This window comes from Stenotrophomonas sp. I18B00994, assembly GCF_014145825.1.
Classification (GTDB): domain Bacteria; phylum Pseudomonadota; class Gammaproteobacteria; order Xanthomonadales; family Xanthomonadaceae; genus Stenotrophomonas; species Stenotrophomonas maltophilia.
Genome location: NZ_JACIUW010000024.1, coordinates 15,145 through 31,744, shown reverse-complemented (window position 1 = coordinate 31,744; position 16,600 = coordinate 15,145). Strand labels below are relative to the sequence as shown.

Below are 16,600 nucleotides of genomic sequence, written 5' to 3'. Positions count from 1 at the left end.
TGCTGCGGTGGGCCGCACGATGAACCTGTCCGGCCCCTTCATCCGCCGCCCGATCGGCACCGCGCTGCTGGCCATCGGCCTGTTCATGGTCGGCCTGATCTGCTACCTGCGCCTGGGCGTATCGGCACTGCCGAACATCGAGATCCCGGTGATCTTCGTGCATGCCAGCCAGTCCGGCGCGGATGCGGCGACCATGGCCTCGACAGTCACCGCGCCGCTGGAGCGCCACCTCGGCCAGCTGCCGGGCATCGACCGCATGCGCTCGTCGAGCTCGGAAGGCAGCTCGCTGGTGTTCATGATCTTCCAGAGCGGCCACAACATCGATTCGGCCGCGCTGGACGTGCAGACCGCAATCAACTCGGCGCAGGCCGACCTGCCTTCGGGCATGGGCTCGCCGATGTACCAGAAGGCGAATCCGAACGACGACCCGGTCATCGCCATCGCGCTGACCTCGCAGACGCAGTCGGCCGACGAGCTGTACAACGTCGCCGACTCGCTGCTGGCCCAGCGTATCCGCCAGATCAGCGGCGTTGCTTCGGTCGACATCGCTGGCGCTTCTACGCCGGCGGTGCGCGTGGACGTCAACCTGCGCCTGATGAACGCGCTCGGCCTGACCGCCGATGACCTGCGCAACGCCGTGCGCGCGGCCAACGTGACCTCGCCCACCGGTTTCCTCAGCGACGGCAACACCACTACCGCGATCATCGCCAACGACTCGGTGGCGCGTGCCGCCGACTTCGCCGACCTGGTGGTCAAGACCCAGGGCGATGGCCGGGTGATCCGCCTGAAGGACATCGCCAACGTCTACGACGGCCAGCAGGATGCCTACCAGGCCGCGTGGTTCGACCACAAACCTGCGGTGGTGATGTACGTGTTCACCCGTGCCGGCGCCAACATCGTGGAGACGGTGGACCGGGTCAAGGCGCAGATCCCGACCCTGCGCGATTACCTGCAGCCCGGCACCACGATGACGCCGTACTTCGACCGCACGCCGACCATCCGCTCGTCGCTGCATGAAGTGCAGATCACCCTGCTGATCAGCCTGGCGATGGTGGTGCTGACCATGGCGCTGTTCCTGCGCCGGCTGGCACCCACGCTGATCGCCGCGGTGACCGTGCCACTGTCGCTGGCCGGTGCCGCGCTGGTGATGTACGTGATGGGCTTCACCCTGAACAACCTGAGCCTGCTGGCACTGGTGATCGCGATCGGCTTCGTGGTCGACGATGCGATCGTGGTGATCGAGAACATCATGCGCCACCTCGACGAAGGCATGCCGCGGATGCAGGCGGCGCTCACCGGCGCGCGCGAGATCGGCTTTACCATCGTCTCGATCACCGCCTCGCTGGTGGCGGTGTTCATCCCGCTCCTGTTCGCCAGCGGCATGATGGGTGCGTTCTTCCGCGAATTCACCGTCACCCTGGTGGCGGCCATCGTGGTCTCGATGATCGTCTCGCTGACGCTGACTCCGGCGCTGTGCAGCCGGTTCCTCAGCGCGCACGACCACAGCGCGCCGCCGTCGCGCTTCGGCCGCTGGCTGGATGCCGGCCATGAGCGCATGCTTCGCATCTACACGGTCTTCCTCGACTTCTCGCTGCGCCACGCGCTGCTGCTGTCGCTGACCCCGCTGATCCTGATCGGCGCCACCGTCTTCCTGTTCGGCGCGGTGAAAAAGGGCGCGTTCCCGCCGCAGGACACCGGCCTGATCTGGGGCCGCGCCAATTCCAGCGCCACGGTGTCCTTCGAGGACATGGTCGCCCGCCAGCGCCGCATCACCGACATGCTGATGGCCGACCCCGCGGTGAAGACCGTGGGCGTGCGCCTGGGCAGCGGCCGCCAGGGCTCCAGCGCACAGTTCAACATCGAGCTGAAGTCGCGCAGCGATGGCCGTCGCGAAACCACGGCGCACGCACTCGCACGGCTGAGTGCCAAGGCCGACCGCTACCCCGACCTGCAGCTGCGCCTGCGCGCGATCCAGGATCTGCCCAGCAACGATGGCGGCGGTTCCAGCCAGGGCGCGCAGTACCGTATCTCGCTGCAGGGCAACGACCTGGCATCGCTGCAGGAATGGCTGCCCAAGCTGCAGGCGGAGCTGAAGAAGAACCCCAAGCTGCGCGATGTCGGTACCGACGTGGACAACGCCGGCCTGCGCCAGAACATCCAGATCGACCGCGCCAAGGCCGCACGCCTGGGCATCACCGTGGGTGCCATCGACGGTGCGCTGTACGGTGCGTTCGGCCAGCGCCAGATCTCCACCATCTATTCGGACATCAACCAGTACAGCGTGGTGGTCAACGCCCTGCCCTCGCAGACCGCCACCCCCGCCGCGCTGGACGAGGTGTACGTGCGTGCGCGCAACGGCGACATGGTGCCGATCACCGCAGTGGCCACGCAGATGCCCGGCCTGGCCCCTTCGCAGATCACCCACGAGAACCAGTACACGACGATGGACCTCAGCTACAACCTGGCTCCGAACGTGAGCATGGGTGAGGCCAAGGCGATCATCGACGCGACCGTGGCCGGCATGCGCATGCCCGGTGACATCCGCCTGGCCGATGATGCGGGCTTCGGCTTCAACTCCGACCCCAGCGACATGCTGATTCTGGTGTTCGCCGCGATCCTGACCGTGTACCTGGTGCTGGGCATGCTGTACGAGAGCCTGATCCACCCGGTCACCATCCTGTCCACGCTGCCGGCGGCGGGCGTGGGTGCACTGCTCGCGTTGTTCGGCACCAACACCGAGTTGTCGGTGATCTCGATGATCGCGCTGGTGCTGTTGATCGGCATCGTCAAGAAGAACGCGATCATGATGATCGACTTCGCGCTGGTGGCGCAGCGCGAGCATGGCCTGGCACCGCGCGATGCCGCGCGCGAGGCCAGCATCGTGCGCTTCCGCCCGATCATGATGACCACGATGGTGGCGATCCTGGCGGCGGTGCCGCTGGCGATCGGCCTGGGCGAAGGCTCCGAACTGCGCCGCCCGCTGGGCATCGCGATGATCGGCGGCCTGCTGTTCTCGCAGAGCCTGACCCTGCTCAGCACGCCGGCGCTGTACGTGATCTTCTCGTGCCTGGCCGAACGCTGGCGGGCACGTCGCGCACGCAAGCGCGAAGCGAAGCTGCTCAAGCGCGCGCAGCGTGCGTAGAACGGCCCATCCACGCATGGCGTGGATCTAAGGGTAGAGCCGGCCGCTGGCCGGCTTTCTCGGTACGGCAAATCTGCCGGCCAGCGGCCGGCACTACCGCGGTGGTCCGCCCTCCATATTTCACGCGCACCCCGCAATAATGGTGGGAGATCCTTCCGCCGAGCCTGCATGCCCGCCCGCCAATCCCGCCTCAGCCGCCTGTGGGCCCACGAGAAGGCCAGTTACGGCCTGCGCGTGTTCATCGCCCTGACCGCAGCGCTTGCCGTGTGCTGGCAGCTGGATGCGCTGACCGCCCTGCCCGGCGTTTTCCTCGGCATCATCGCCAGCGCCATCGCCGAGACCGACGACAACTGGTGGGGCCGGACCAAGGCGGTGGCGCTGTCGCTGCTGTGTTTCTGCATCGCTGCGGCGTCGGTGATCTGGCTGTTCCCCTGGCCGTGGATCTTCATCGGCGCGCTGGCACTGTCCACCTTCTGCCTGACCCTGCTGGGCGCGCTCGGCGAGCGCTACGCATCCATCGCCCAGGCCACGGTAACGCTGGCGATCTACACGATGATCGGGCTGGAGCAGCACGGTGCCAGCGACCTGCATACCGCGCTGCAAGCGGTCAGCCACCTGCTGGCGGGCGCCGTCTGGTACGGACTGCTGTCGATCCTGTGGACCGCACTGTTCGCCAACCGACCGGTGCGCGAGCGCGTGGCGCGGCTTTACATCGAGCTGGGCCGCTACCTGCAGCTGAAGGCCGCCCTGTTCGAACCGGTACGTGAGGCCGACCTGCAACGCCGCCAGCTCGACCTGGCCGAGCAGAACCGGCGCGTGGTCGGCGCGTTGAACGAGGCCAAGACCGCGATTCTCGCCCGCTTCGGCCGTTCCGGGCGGCCCGGCGTGAACTCCGGCCTGTACCTGCGCCTGTACTACATGGCACAGGACTTCCACGAGCGCGCCAGTTCCTCGCACTACCCGTACGGCGCCCTGGTCGATGCATTCTTCCACAGCGACGTGCTGTACCGCTGCCAGCGCCTGCTCGATCTTCAAGGCCAGGCCTGCGCGCGCCTGGGCGAGGCGATCCGCCTGCGCCGCCCGTTCGTATATGGCGAAAACAACCAGCAGGCCGGGCGCGACCTGGCCGATGCGCTGGCCTACCTGCGCGACCAGCAGCGCCCGCAGTGGCAGCGACTGCTGGGTTCGCTGGACCTGCTGGTGCACAACCTGCGCAGCATCGAACGCCGCCTGCTGGACGCCGAACGCTCCGAGGCCAGTCTCGACAATGTCGATACGCGCCTGCGCGACAGCAACCCGCATACCCTGCGCGAGATGGGCGTGCGCGTGCGCCAGCAGCTCACGCCCGGCTCGGTCCTGTTCCGCCACGGCCTGCGCATGGCATTGGCGCTGATCGCCGGTTTCGCCGCGATCCGTCTGTTCAATGCGCAGAACGGCTCGTGGGTGCTGCTGACCATCGTGTTCGTGTGCCGGCCCAACTTCGGCGCCACCCGCCAACGCCTGGCGCAGCGCATCGTCGGCACCGTGGCCGGCCTCGTGCTCACCTGGGCGCTGCTGCAGCTGTTCCCGCAGCTGCACGTGCAGCTGCTGATCGCGCTGCTGTCGGCGCTGCTGTTCTTCTTCACCCGCACCGACCGCTATCTGGTGGCCTCGGCGGCGATCACGGTGATGGCCCTGACCTGCTTCAACCTGATCGGGGATGGCTTCGTGCTGATCGTGCCGCGCATGGTCGATACGCTGCTGGGCTGCGCGATCGCCGCTGCTGCCGCGTTCCTGATCCTGCCCGACTGGCAGGGCCGTCAGCTGCACCTTGTGCTGGCGCGGGTGCTGGAGACCGCCGCGCGCTACCTGGATTCGGTGCTGGGCCAGTACCGCAGCGGCATGCGCGATGACCTGGCCTATCGCATCGCCCGCCGCGACATGCACAACGCCGACGCCGCGCTGTCCACCGCGCTGTCGAACATGCTGCGCGAACCCGGTCATGTGCGCCGCAACCTGGATGCCGGCTTCCACTTCCTGGCGCTCTCCAACACGCTGCTTGGGCACTTGTCGGCGCTGGGTGCACACCGCGACCAGGTGGACAGCTACGCCGGCGATCCGCTGGCCTTGGCCGCCGGTGACCGCGTGCGGAAAGCGCTGCAGCAGCTGGCCTCGGCCCTGACGGCACGGCGGCCGGTCAGCGAGGATGACAACGACGCCGACCGCGCGGTGGCGGCCGAACTGGAGCAGATCGACGAGGCGATGCCGGCGAAGCTGCAGTTGATCCGCACGCAGATGGCGCTGGTGCTGCGGATGCTGCCGAAGGTGCGGGCGGCGGCCAATGAGGCGGTGCGCACGCTCACCTGAAGGCCGGCGCCGGGCATGGCCTGGCGCGACCCGCAGTCCATCCACGCATGGCGTGGATCTACTGCACCGTGTGCAACCGTGTGTTGCGCCTGGCGCTGCATCCCGATCACGGTCCTGCGCGGATACTGGGTGATCACCTGCTCCTGGACTCCCCCCATGAAGATCGAACTCGCCGGCCGCACCGCGCTCGTTACCGCTTCCACCGCCGGCATCGGCCTGGCGATCGCCCAGGGTCTTGCCGCGGCGGGTGCGCGGGTCATTCTCAACGGCCGCAGCAGCGACAGTGTCGAACGCGCCCGCCAGCGCCTGCTCGCCACCGTTCCGGGTGCCGAGGTGATCGGCGTCGCCGCCGACCTTTCCGATGCAGCCGGTGTCGATGTGCTGCTGGCCGGCCTGCCCAAGGTCGACATCCTGGTCAACAACGCCGGCATCTTCGGCCCCGAGGACTTCTTCGAGACCGAAGACGCCACCTGGGAGCGCTACTGGCAGACCAACGTGATGTCCGGCGTGCGCCTGTCGCGGGCACTGCTGCCGGCGATGGTCGACGCCGGCTGGGGCCGCGTGCTGTTCATCTCCTCCGAATCGGCACGCAACATTCCCGCCGACATGATCCATTACGGTGTCAGCAAGACCGCGCAGCTGTCGCTGTCGCGCGGCCTGGCCAAGCGCGTGGCCGGCAGTGGCGTCACCGTCAACGCGGTGCTGCCCGGCCCGACCCTGTCCGACGGTTTCGCGGCGATGTTCGAAGATGAACGCCAGCGCAGCGGCAAGCCGCTGGAGCAGATCGGCCGCGAGTTCGTGATGGCACACCGGCCGTCTTCGGTGATCCAGCGCACCGCCACGGTCGAGGAAGTAGCCAACATGGTGGTGTACCTGGCCTCGCCGCAGGCCTCCGCCACCTCCGGTGCGGCACTGCGCGTGGATGGCGGCGTGGTCGACGATATCGTCTGAGACCATCGACAGGTGTGCGGACCAACGGTCCGCACCCACAGGTCCGCACCCACAGCGGATAGGCAGGAATGCTAGGCTGCGCCGGTCAAGGAGGCTCCATGTCCGGTCACAACCAGTTCGCCCTGCTGCGCCAGCGCCGTTTCCTGCCGTTCTTCGTCGTCCAGGCGCTCGGAGCGTTCAACGACAACGTGTATCGGCAGGCGATCATCAGCATGTTGCTGTTCATGGCCGTGCCGGAGGAAGAACTGGGGCTGTACGCTACGCTGGCACCGGCCATCTTCATCCTGCCGTACTTCCTGTTCTCGGCACTGGCCGGGCAGATCGCCGACAAACTGGAAAAATCGCGACTGATCGTGATCACCACCACCATGGAGATCGTGATCATGTCGCTGGCGGCCACCGGCTTCCTTACCCAGAGCCTGCCGGTGCTGCTGGTCGCCTTGTTCTGCACCGGCATGCAGTCAACCCTGTTCGGCCCGGTGAAGTACTCGGTGCTGCCCTCGGTGCTCAAGCCCGAAGAGCTGACCGGCGGCAACGGCCTGGTCGAGATGGGCACCTCGATGTCGATCCTGTCCGGCATGATCGTCGGCGGCCTGGTGTTCACCGTGGCCGGCAGCCATGGCACGGTGGTGGCCGCGTGCGCGATCATCGCGCTGGCGATCTGCGGCAACATCGCCGCCCGCCTGATTCCCAAGGTCGATGCCGGCGACCCGGACCTGAAGATCAACTGGAACCCGCTGCCGGAATCGCTGGCGGTGCTGCGCATGGCGCGCCAGCAGAAGGCGGTGCGCAATTCAATCCTGGGCGTGTCCTGGTTCTGGTTCGTCGGCACCGTGCTGACCTCGCAGCTGCCGGCCTATGCGGTGACCAACCTCGGCGGCGAACCAACCCTGTACATCTTTGCGCTGGCCCTGTTCTCGGTCGGCACCGGCGTCGGCTCGCTGCTGTGCGAAAAGCTGTCGGCACGCACGGTGGAAATCGGCCTGGTGCCGTTGGGCGCGTTCGGCATGACCGCGTTCCTGCTCGACCTGTACTTCGCGCGCAGCGGCGAGGCGACGGTGCACGGGTTGACCATCGGCACCTTCCTGCAGCAGTCCGGTAGCATCCGCATCGTCATCGACCTGATCGGCATCGGCCTGTTCACCGGTATCTTCGTGGTGCCATTGTTCGCGCTGATCCAGAGCCGCACGCCGAAGGCGCAGATGTCGCGCGTGTTCGCGGCGCTGAACATCCAGAATTCCGGCTTCATCGTCGGCGCAGCCCTGTTGTCGCTGGCCGCGCACAAGCTGCTGCACTGGAGCATCCCGCAGCAGTTCCTGGCGCTGGCCATCGCCAACGCGCTGGTGGCGATCTACATCTTCACCATCGTTCCCGAATTCCTGATGCGCTTCCTCAGCTGGCTGATGGTGCGCACCCTGTACCGGCTGCGCCCGCACGGCATCGAAGCCAACGTGCCCGACGAAGGTGCCGCGCTGCTGGTCTGCAACCATGTCAGCTACATGGACGCACTGATCCTGTCGGCGACGATTCCGCGTCCGGTGCGCTTCGTCATGTACTACAGGATCTTCAACATCCCGGTGATGCGCTGGATCTTCCGTACCGCCAAGGCGATCCCGATCGCCGGTGCGCGCGAAGACCCGGCGCTGATGCAACGCGCGTTCGATGACATCGACGCCGCGTTGGCCGAAGGCGAGCTGGTCTGCATCTTCCCGGAAGGCGCACTGACCAGGGATGGTGCAATCGCCCCGTTCAAGTCCGGCGTCGAGAAGATCCTCGAACGGCGGCCGGTGCCGGTGGTGCCGATGGCCCTGCGCGGCATGTGGTCGAGCATGTGGAGCCGGCGCGACAGCCGCCTCGGCCGCATGCGGGTGCCGCGCCGTTTCCGAGCCACCGTCGAGGTAGTGGCGGCACCGTCCATGGACGGCCACACCACCAACGCCCAGGCGCTGGAAGCCCAGGTGCGGGCCCTGCGCGGCGATCACGCATGACAGAATCGAACTGACAGGCAGGCCCGGCAACCTCCCCCGCATACGCCACCGTCCAGTGGCGAACACGACATGTCGTGCGTGTAAACGCATACATGCAACGCCGGTTGCGGTAGATTACGCACCCACAGGGGGGAGGTTCGGCCGATTCACCAAGGCCGGCCACCAAGGAATGGAGTCTCGCTTTGAATCAACCACCACCGCTCAGCCGTCCGGTCTACATCCCCAACCATCTGGTCTGGGCGATCCTGACGACGCTGTTCTGCTGCCTGCCGTTGGGCGTGGTGTCGATCGTCTATGCCTCCCAGGTCGATGGCCGCCGCGCGGCTGGCGATCTGCCGGGGGCCTACAGCGCGTCGCGCAAGGCGGGCTGGTGGGCGGTGGCTTCGGCCGTGGCCCTGCCGGTCCTGTTGCTGTTGTGGCTCGGGCTGTTCGGCGGCTTGGCCGTACTGGGCGCTCTTTCCGACCAATGATTCACCACCACCACCCATCAAGGAGCTTGAACCCATGAATACCGCTACTCCGCAGGTCCCGAACAACCTGGTCTGGGCCATCCTGACCACCCTGTTCTGCTGCCTGCCGGCCGGCATCGTGTCGATCGTCTACGCCGCACAGGTCAACGGCAAGCTGGCCGCTGGCGACATCGCCGGCGCCCAGGACTCCGCCGCCAAGGCCAAGAAGTGGGCCATCTGGTCGGCCATTGCCTGGGCCGTGCTGGTCGTGCTGTACGTGCTGTTCTTCGTCGTGCTCGGCGGCATGGGCGCGATGAGCAACAGCGGCTACTGATACGCCTGGACGGATCCGGCGCCTGCGCCGGATCCGTTGTTGCATGTCCGCGCTTCCCGCTCGTTCCCGACTCGCCCGCTGGGCGCCGCTGCTGGCTTCCGCCGGCTTGGCCGTGGGTGCCACGGTGGTGCTGCGCAACGTCAATCCGTATGTCGCCGGCAATCCACTGCCGAGCTGCCCGCTGTACGCCCTGACCGGCCTGTACTGCCCGGGCTGTGGCAGCACGCGCTGCCTGTACTCCCTGGTCCACTTCGACCTGCCCGGCGCGATGGCGATGAACCCGCTGCTGGTCATCAGCCTGCCGTTCCTGTTGCTGATGCTGCTGAACATCGCCGGCATCCGCCCACGCGTGCTCGACCCGCTGATGCGGTTGCTGGCCAATCCTGTGTTCTGGCTCTGGGTGCTGCCCGGGTATGCGCTGCTGCGCAACCTGCCGTGGGCACCGTTCACTGCACTGGCACCGATCTAGGTTTCCAGCCAACGGCGCAGCCCCTCGTGGTGGGCGGCGTTTGTCGGTCATGGGATAGGCCGGGCGGGTGGACTGCGCAGGGGTCGCTGCGAGTACGTCCATGTAAGCTCGGTCGCCGCATCCATGCGGCTCACGCCCCTGCGCAGCCCACCCGCCCGGCCACGGACAGTTTCCGTGCGCGTCCACCACGGAAAAGAAAGAAAAGATCAAAAGCAAAAGCGGATCGCTTCGCTCCGCATCCACGCATGGCGTGGATCTACCGTGTCGACCAAGGTCGACACCCACCGGCAGTCGCAGTTGACCCACCGTCACCGGGAAACTGTCGGGGGTGGGGCGGTGTGGGGCCGCAGGACCGTTGGCGCCATGGATGGCGCCATCGAGCCCCCAGGGACGGGTTTACGGCGTGTCCTGCAGCCCCACACCGCCCCGCCCAACCCTCAGCAACCCAGAGCCGCTTTGGCTTTGGCGTTTACCTCTGCAGGTGCAGGGCTGCAAGCCCTGCAAAGCAACTACGTCACCCAGCCTGCAATCACCAGCAGGGCGAGGATCGCCAGCCACAGCAGCAGCATCCGCCACACCAGGCTCATCGCATCACGCAGGTCCGGCAACCGCTGCCACACCGGCAACAGCCCCGCCTCGGTGTAGTCGTGCGCGTCCTCGCGCAGTTCGGCGTTGACGCTGGCCCGCGCCACCGCACCCAGGAACCCGGTGTTGCCGGTCAGGCGCTCGCCATGGGCCTGGCGCCACGCCTTCCACGCCGTATCGAAGTTGCCCACCAGCGCCATCGAGAACGCCATCAGCTGTGCCACCGGCCACTCGATCCAGCCCAGCAGCCGCTGCGCCAGCGCCAGCGGCTCGACCGGCACGCGGGCACGCATCGGGCTTTCCGCCATCAGCGCCAGCAGCCGGTAACCGAGCGCGCCAGCCGGGCCCAGCAACAGGAACCAGAACAGCACCGCGAACCAGCGCCGCAGTGCGTTGAGCACCGTCGCCTCGACCAGCGACGGAATGTCCTCGCGCAGGCTGCCGCCGGCCGACTGCAGGTTGCGCACTGCAGCCTGCCGCGTCGCCGCATCATCGGCATCGATGATGGCCTCGATATCGCGGTCCAGGTCACGCGGGCCCCAGCACCAGGCCAGCACCGCCACGCCCAGCAGCAGCGACGGCAGGCCGAACAGCACCCCGCGCAACAGCCACGCCAGCAGCGCCATCAGCAACAGCGGCGGCAGCAGGGCCAAGGCAACGCCGGCCGGTCCCTGCCAGGCCTTGCCACCACGCGCATCCAGCCAGCCCAGCCAACGCCGGAAACCGTCGAAACGGCGCAGCGAGGCAGCAGCGGCCGGAGCAACATGGCCCAGGGCCAGTGCCACCAGCACGGCGGCCAGAGTGGTGAACATGGCAGGTCTCCCTACGAAACAGAACGCTCGGCGCCGCTACCTTACCTGTCGCAGCGGCGCCCTCAGCGGTGAACCGGACTGTAACCCGTGCCGTGTTCAGGTGGCGGCAATGCAATCACCCCAGCCGGCCCGCCTCAGCCCTTCTGCTGCCGGTACCAATGCTCGATCAGGCCGCGCGAAATCGAGATCGGCGGCGACAGGCGGATGCCCTGGCCATCGTCCTCCACATCGCGCGCCAGCGCTGCGCCGACCTCGTCGGCACTGAACCAGCGCGCGTCTTCCAGCTCACCGTCCACGGTCGGCAGGTCATCCTGCGCCTGTGCGCGAAAGCCAACCATCAGCGCACCCGGGAATGGCCAGGGCTGCGAACCGAGGTACTGGCAGGCCGTCACCCGCACTTTGCTCTCCTCGTGGACTTCGCGCACCACGGTCTGCTCGAAGGTCTCGCCCGGTTCGACGAAGCCGGCCAGCACCGAGTAGCGACGTGGCGCCCAGTTTGACTGGCGGCCGAGCAGCAGGCGGCCCTGGTTTTCAACCGCCACGATCACAGCGGGGTCGACACGCGGATAGTGCTCGGTGGAACACTGCGCGCAACGCCCCACGAAGCCGCCACGGGCAAACGCCACGGTACCACCACATACCCCGCAGAAACGGGTGCGCGAGTGCCAGTAGGACATGCCACGTGCGTAGCTGAAAGCGGTCGCATCAGCCACCGACCACAGCAGCGCGGCCTGGCGCAGGTCGAGGCGACGTGGTGCGGTGACGGTGACGCTGGCGGCTTCAACCGAGAACCACGCTTGTTCCCCGCGCAGGCCGAGGAAGATCGCGGAGCCGGGACCGCCGCCGATGTCGGCGCCGGTCAGCGCCAGCGGCTGGTCGTCATCGCCGGTGAAGGCGCTGCCGTCCTGATCGAGCACCAGAATGTGCGCGCCCGGCCACAGGCGCGCCAGTGCATCGGCATCTTCGCGCAGGGCATCGGCGCGCTCCAGCGGTTCGCCCACGAAGGCGAAACCGGAAAGCGGCGAAGGAGTATTGGGCATCCTGCAAGCGTGCCGCCAATCGATGCGGGTGGCAAGCCGCAGGCTTTGCCGAAGCCGTCTGTGGGTGTGGAGCTTGCTCCACACACCTTGTCGCGCGGGACGCAGGCCCCTCGCCCCGCCTACATGCTGAAACTGCTGCCGCAGCCGCAGGTGGTCTTTGCGTTCGGGTTGCGGATCACGAACTGTGCACCGGTCAGGCTCTCGGTGTAGTCCACCTCGGCGCCCATCAGGTACTGCAGGCTCAACGGGTCGACCAGCAGGGTCACCCCGCTGGTCTGTACCGCCAGATCGTCCTCGGCACGGTTCTCGTCGAACTCGAACCCGTACTGGAAGCCCGAACAGCCACCACCTTCGATGTACACGCGCAGGGCCAGGTCGGGGTTGCCCTCTTCCTGGATCAGGGATTTGACCTTGGCGGCCGCCGACTCGGTGAAGTTCAGCGGGCGCTCCAGCGACTGGTAATCGGGCGCGGCGGCCGGGGTGGCGCCGGGCAGGGAGACTAGCGTGCTCATGGTGTCAGCATGGGGGTGCCGACGATGGCTTTCAAGCCATCGCCTCGGCCAGCTTGCGGCGCGCGGCGGTGTCACCCTTGCCGCCAGTGGCCTCATCAGCTTCCGGGGCCGGCAGGGCGGCCATCGGGGCGCTGGCATGGATCAGGCGGCCGTTCAGCTGGGCGCCCGCATTCATCTCAACCACCTGGTAATGGACGTTGCCGTTGACCCGCGCGCTCGGGGTCAGTTCGACTTTCTCGCTGGCGTGCACGTCGCCGTCCAGGCGGCCACTGATGACCACCACCTGGGCACGGATCTCGCCCTCGATCACGCCATGCTCGGCGACCGTCAGGGTCGCGCCACTGGCGCCTTCGGCGGCGATCACCTTGCCATGGATGCGGCCTTCCACGTACAGGCCACCACTGAATTCCACATCACCGCGGATCACCACCTGGTTGCCGATCAGGGCATCCACCACCAGCTGGCCTTCACGGTTGGATTTGCTGCTTCCGAACATCTGCCTACTCCCCTTTGCTGGCCGGCGCACCGGCCTGTTTCCAGTCGAATACCTGGGTGGTCCCCCCCGTACCACTCCCCAATGTCACCCGCACGCGTTGCGGGGTGAAGTCAGCCGGCAGCATCACGCTGCCGGTGAGCTGCTGGAAGTACCGGAACGAGTAATCCTGTCCCGGTACCTTGCTGCGCTGATGCAGATCATCCCAGCTGATCGTGGCCAGCTTGCCGTTCTTGACGCCTTCCACGGTGAAGCGCATCTGCCCCTGGCTGATGGCGCCGCGGTTGAGGTTCTGGGTCAGCACCGCGGTGTACTGCCAGGTGCCGGCCGCTTCCGGGCTGAACTCGATCGAATGGGTGTTCAGGCCCTTGCGCTGGCTGGTGGAACCCACCAGGCGCTCATAGAAGGCGACGTCGGCACGCAGGCCGGCGATCTCTTCATCGCGCTCGGCCAGCGAGGACTGCACCTCGGTGTTGGCGGCGCGGCTGATGCGGTCGGAGGCTTCCAGCGTGGCCTGCTTCTGGCGCAGTTCGGTCAGCTGCGCCTGCAACGTCTCGGCACGCTTCTCGGCAGCCTGCAGGCGCTGGCCCTGCGCATCGCGCGGCGTTGCCATCCAGCAGCCACCCAGCACCGCCAGCACCAGGCTGAGCAGCCAGATGCCGCCGATCACCAGCAGGCGGCGACGGTCGGCCGGCGGTTGTGGTGCGCCGGGCAGGCGGACCTGCACGCGCATGGGAGGACGGTTGGTCATGGGTGGATTCCGGGGCATCGCGAGGGCGACACCGGTACGGCCCCTGTGGCAAACGACGGGCTAGTGTATGACAGGACGGGTGGGTTTCCTGCGCAGTGGCGAGCCACGGTCTGTGGCGTTCAGGCATGCCATCGTCGATAGTGTGGTCCCCTGCACAGTTCCGTCGCCGGAGCATCGCCATGACCGAAGCCCACCTGTTCGTGATCGGCATCCTGCTGGCCTGGCTGGCCGGCATCCGCGTCTACCTCACCGTGTTCGGTGTCGGCCTGGCCGGCCTGCTCGGCTGGGTCGACCTGCCGCCGGCCCTGCAGGCCACTGAATCGTGGTGGGTGCTGGGCACCTCGGCGGCGCTGGCGGTGACCGAATTCTTCGCCGACAAGATTCCCGGCGTCGACTCGGCGTGGGATCTGGTGCAGACCCTGGCACGTGTACCCGCAGGTGCCTTCCTTGCCGCAGCCACGCTGTCGCCGGATGGGCAGCTGGGCACCGGCGCACTTGCTGCCGGTGCAGGTGTCGCGCTGGCCAGCCACGGCCTGAAGGCAGGCACCCGCGCCCTGCTCAATACCTCGCCCGAGCCTGCCAGCAACTGGGTGGCCTCCGCCGCCGAGGACACCGTGGTGGTCGGTGGCCTGGCCCTGGCCCTGGCACACCCGTGGATCGCGCTGATCGTGGTGCTGGCCTGCAGCCTGGCGGGCGCGCTGCTGGTGTGGCTGGTCTGGCGCACCTTGTGGAAGGGCGTGCGCTGGCTGGCACGCAGTGCGTCGCCCGACAGTCCACGCCAGCCCGGCACCGGTTGATCGCCGGGCTTGTCGCATAATGGACGCGAACACCAGGAGCACCGATGGCCGCAAACGAATCCCCCGCGGGCGCCCGCCCGGGACGCGCTGAAACCCCTCCGGCCGATCATTGGCAACGCTGGACCGCTGAACCGGCGAGCGCCGTCGCCGCAGCGCCGGCAGCGGTTCCGCCGCTGGCCGCCTCCGACGCACCCGCATCGATCGGCAGCGCACCGCCGCCGCTGCCCGGCCCATCCCTGCTGGCCGAGGCCGGCGGCAATGACCCGGCACCGCTGCACTCCGATTCGCCCTACCGCGTGCTGATCGTCGAGGATGATCGCGCCCAGGCACTGTTCGCACAGAGCGTGCTGCATGGCGCCGGCATGCAGGCGATCGTGCACAGCGATGCCGACGGTGCGCTGCAGGCGATCAAGGAACATCGCCCTGACCTGATCCTGATGGACCTGCACCTGCCCGGTCTGGACGGCATGCGCCTGACCGCGCTGATCCGCCAGCAGCCCGGACTGCAGCTGCTGCCCATCGTGTTCCTCAGCGGCGACCCGGACCCGGAACGCCAGTTCGAGGTGCTCGACAGTGGCGCCGACGACTACCTGAGCAAGCCGATCCGCCCGCGCCACCTGATCGCCGCCGTGGCCAACCGCATCCGCCGTGCGCGGGCGCAGGCCGCAACCCTGCCCGGCGTATCCGGCACCCCGGCCACCAGCAATCCGGAAACCGGGCTGCCGACGCGGCATCACGTGCTGCAGCAGCTCAACGCCGCGCTCGCCCACCGCGACCAGGGCGGCGTGCTGTTCGTCGAGATATCCAGCGCACTGGGCCTGCGCGAGCGCTATGGCTATGCCGCCTTCGAGCGCCTGATGGTGCAGGCCGGGCAACGCCTGGCAGAAGCCGGCCACCCGCACCTGCTGGCGCGCCTGAACGACAACAGCTTCCTGCTGCTTGCGCGCGATGTCAGCGAGGACAGCCTGGAAGGCATTGCCGCTGCGCTGCGCGAGCAGTTGTCGGCGCGGGCCTTCGTGATCCGCGATGACGAATCGGTGCATCTGCGGGGCGTGGTCGGCTATGCACCGCTGTCGCCGGGCTTTGACGATGCCAACAGCGCGCTGGAAGCAGTCGAGCGCACCACCCTGCAGGCACGGCTGCTCAGCGCCGGCGTGGCCGGCCACGTGCACCGCGACGTGACCAGCGAGCAGGAACACCTGGCACTGCTGGAAGGCCAGCTTGAGCTGGCCTACCAGCCGATCGTCGCCGTCGCCGGCGGCAACACCGCGCAGTACCAGCTGCTGCTGCGCCTTCGCCAGGCCGACGGTACGCTGCTGGCGGCAGGCCAGGTGATTCCGGCCGCAGAGGCTGCCGGGCGCATCGCCGATCTCGACCAGCAGGTGATGGACCATGCACTGGGCCTTCTCGACCTTTACCGGCACGCGACGCAACCACTGAACCTGTTCGTTTCGCAGTCGCTACGCACCCTGCAACGCGATGCGTTCGCGGATTGGCTGCTGGAATCGCTGCAGCAGCGCGACCTGCCCGGCAGCGCGCTGGTGATCGACGTGCGCCTGCCCGACGCGCTGATCCATACCGTGCCGCTACAGCAGTTCTGCCAGCGCATGGCCGGCGCCGGCGTGCGCTTCTGCCTGAGCCAGTTCGAACCCGGGGGCGAAGCCGATGCGCTGCTGACCCAGCTGCCGTTGTCGTTCGTGCGCATGGCCGCGCGCTTCTCCAGCAGCCATTCCAATCCGGCCACGCGCGAAGAGCTGCGCCGGGCAATCGAGCGGGCGCACGCCGCCGGGCAGCAGATCATCGGCCAGCAGATCGAAGATCCGCAGGCCGCCGCCGCGATGTGGGTGGGCGGTGTCGACTACATCCAGGGCAACATGGTGCAGTCGGCCGGCAGCGATCTGAACTTCGACTTCCACAACGCGGTGCTCTGA

General features: G+C 67.7%; 14 protein-coding genes. 9 read left to right on the top strand and 5 right to left on the bottom strand.

Going from position 1 to position 16,600, the window contains the following annotated elements:
* The first annotated feature begins 19 nt into the window (after positions 1 to 19).
* From H4O10_RS19370 to H4O10_RS19340, 7 genes are all read left to right on the top strand, one after another.
* The gene (locus tag H4O10_RS19370; protein ID WP_005411292.1) at positions 20 to 3,142 is read left to right on the top strand and encodes an efflux RND transporter permease subunit; all 3,123 of its coding nucleotides are present in this window, start codon (positions 20 to 22) and stop codon (positions 3,140 to 3,142) included.
* A gap of 168 nt (positions 3,143 to 3,310) precedes the next feature.
* Positions 3,311 to 5,488, top strand: coding sequence for a YccS family putative transporter (gene yccS, locus H4O10_RS19365; protein ID WP_033833572.1), 2,178 nt, complete (start codon positions 3,311 to 3,313; stop codon positions 5,486 to 5,488).
* 156 nt (positions 5,489 to 5,644) lie between these two features.
* A complete protein-coding gene (locus tag H4O10_RS19360) occupies positions 5,645 to 6,439 on the top strand; it encodes an SDR family oxidoreductase (protein WP_049454427.1) in 795 nt (264 codons plus the stop codon).
* A 98-nt stretch (positions 6,440 to 6,537) separates the two neighbouring features.
* Positions 6,538 to 8,427 (top strand): MFS transporter, encoded by a 1,890-nt coding sequence (locus H4O10_RS19355; RefSeq protein ID WP_033833573.1) that lies wholly within the window; start codon positions 6,538 to 6,540, stop codon positions 8,425 to 8,427.
* A 182-nt stretch (positions 8,428 to 8,609) separates the two neighbouring features.
* Complete coding sequence (locus H4O10_RS19350; protein WP_005411297.1) at positions 8,610 to 8,897, top strand: CD225/dispanin family protein; 288 nt, start codon at positions 8,610 to 8,612, stop codon at positions 8,895 to 8,897.
* Between the two features lie 34 nt (positions 8,898 to 8,931).
* Complete coding sequence (locus tag H4O10_RS19345; protein WP_005411298.1) at positions 8,932 to 9,210, top strand: CD225/dispanin family protein; 279 nt, start codon at positions 8,932 to 8,934, stop codon at positions 9,208 to 9,210.
* Between the two features lie 43 nt (positions 9,211 to 9,253).
* On the top strand, positions 9,254 to 9,679 hold the full coding sequence (locus H4O10_RS19340) for a DUF2752 domain-containing protein (RefSeq protein ID WP_033833574.1): 426 nt from the start codon (positions 9,254 to 9,256) through the stop codon (positions 9,677 to 9,679).
* Between the two features lie 509 nt (positions 9,680 to 10,188).
* Here the strand turns inward: H4O10_RS19340 and ampE are convergent.
* From ampE to H4O10_RS19315, 5 genes are all read right to left on the bottom strand, one after another.
* A complete protein-coding gene (gene ampE, locus H4O10_RS19335; RefSeq protein ID WP_005414686.1) occupies positions 10,189 to 11,076 on the bottom strand; it encodes a regulatory signaling modulator protein AmpE in 888 nt (295 codons plus the stop codon).
* A gap of 134 nt (positions 11,077 to 11,210) precedes the next feature.
* Complete coding sequence (nudC, locus tag H4O10_RS19330) at positions 11,211 to 12,116, bottom strand: NAD(+) diphosphatase (protein ID WP_033833575.1); 906 nt, start codon at positions 12,114 to 12,116, stop codon at positions 11,211 to 11,213.
* Between the two features lie 119 nt (positions 12,117 to 12,235).
* On the bottom strand, positions 12,236 to 12,628 hold the full coding sequence (gene erpA / locus H4O10_RS19325; RefSeq protein ID WP_005411302.1) for an iron-sulfur cluster insertion protein ErpA: 393 nt from the start codon (positions 12,626 to 12,628) through the stop codon (positions 12,236 to 12,238).
* Positions 12,629 to 12,659: 31 nt separating this feature from the next.
* Positions 12,660 to 13,124: a polymer-forming cytoskeletal protein gene (locus H4O10_RS19320; RefSeq protein ID WP_005411303.1), complete on the bottom strand. Its 465-nt coding sequence runs from the start codon at positions 13,122 to 13,124 to the stop codon at positions 12,660 to 12,662.
* Between the two features lie 4 nt (positions 13,125 to 13,128).
* A complete protein-coding gene (locus tag H4O10_RS19315; protein WP_005411304.1) occupies positions 13,129 to 13,872 on the bottom strand; it encodes a DUF6776 family protein in 744 nt (247 codons plus the stop codon).
* A 179-nt stretch (positions 13,873 to 14,051) separates the two neighbouring features.
* Between H4O10_RS19315 and H4O10_RS19310 the strand changes: the two genes are divergently transcribed.
* Together H4O10_RS19310 and H4O10_RS19305 are read left to right on the top strand one after the other, a co-directional pair.
* Entirely contained in the window at positions 14,052 to 14,669 is a 618-nt protein-coding gene (locus H4O10_RS19310) for a DUF4126 domain-containing protein (protein ID WP_005411305.1), read from the top strand.
* A gap of 44 nt (positions 14,670 to 14,713) precedes the next feature.
* Positions 14,714 to 16,600, top strand: coding sequence for an EAL domain-containing protein (locus H4O10_RS19305; RefSeq protein WP_049454129.1), 1,887 nt, complete (start codon positions 14,714 to 14,716; stop codon positions 16,598 to 16,600).

Excerpts from the sequence above, each read along its gene's own strand:
- H4O10_RS19370 (WP_005411292.1), top strand. The coding sequence starts at position 20 with ATGAACCTGTCCGGCCCCTTCATCCGCCGCCCGATCGGCACCGCGCTG.
- yccS (WP_033833572.1), top strand. The coding sequence starts at position 3,311 with ATGCCCGCCCGCCAATCCCGCCTCAGCCGCCTGTGGGCCCACGAGAAG.
- H4O10_RS19360 (WP_049454427.1), top strand. The coding sequence starts at position 5,645 with ATGAAGATCGAACTCGCCGGCCGCACCGCGCTCGTTACCGCTTCCACC.
- H4O10_RS19355 (WP_033833573.1), top strand. The coding sequence starts at position 6,538 with ATGTCCGGTCACAACCAGTTCGCCCTGCTGCGCCAGCGCCGTTTCCTG.
- H4O10_RS19345 (WP_005411298.1), top strand. The coding sequence starts at position 8,932 with ATGAATACCGCTACTCCGCAGGTCCCGAACAACCTGGTCTGGGCCATC.
- H4O10_RS19340 (WP_033833574.1), top strand. The coding sequence starts at position 9,254 with ATGTCCGCGCTTCCCGCTCGTTCCCGACTCGCCCGCTGGGCGCCGCTG.
- ampE (WP_005414686.1), bottom strand. The coding sequence starts at position 11,076 with ATGTTCACCACTCTGGCCGCCGTGCTGGTGGCACTGGCCCTGGGCCAT.
- nudC (WP_033833575.1), bottom strand. The coding sequence starts at position 12,116 with ATGCCCAATACTCCTTCGCCGCTTTCCGGTTTCGCCTTCGTGGGCGAA.
- erpA (WP_005411302.1), bottom strand. The coding sequence starts at position 12,628 with ATGAGCACGCTAGTCTCCCTGCCCGGCGCCACCCCGGCCGCCGCGCCC.
- H4O10_RS19320 (WP_005411303.1), bottom strand. The coding sequence starts at position 13,124 with ATGTTCGGAAGCAGCAAATCCAACCGTGAAGGCCAGCTGGTGGTGGAT.
- H4O10_RS19315 (WP_005411304.1), bottom strand. The coding sequence starts at position 13,872 with ATGACCAACCGTCCTCCCATGCGCGTGCAGGTCCGCCTGCCCGGCGCA.
- H4O10_RS19310 (WP_005411305.1), top strand. The coding sequence starts at position 14,052 with ATGACCGAAGCCCACCTGTTCGTGATCGGCATCCTGCTGGCCTGGCTG.
- H4O10_RS19305 (WP_049454129.1), top strand. The coding sequence starts at position 14,714 with ATGGCCGCAAACGAATCCCCCGCGGGCGCCCGCCCGGGACGCGCTGAA.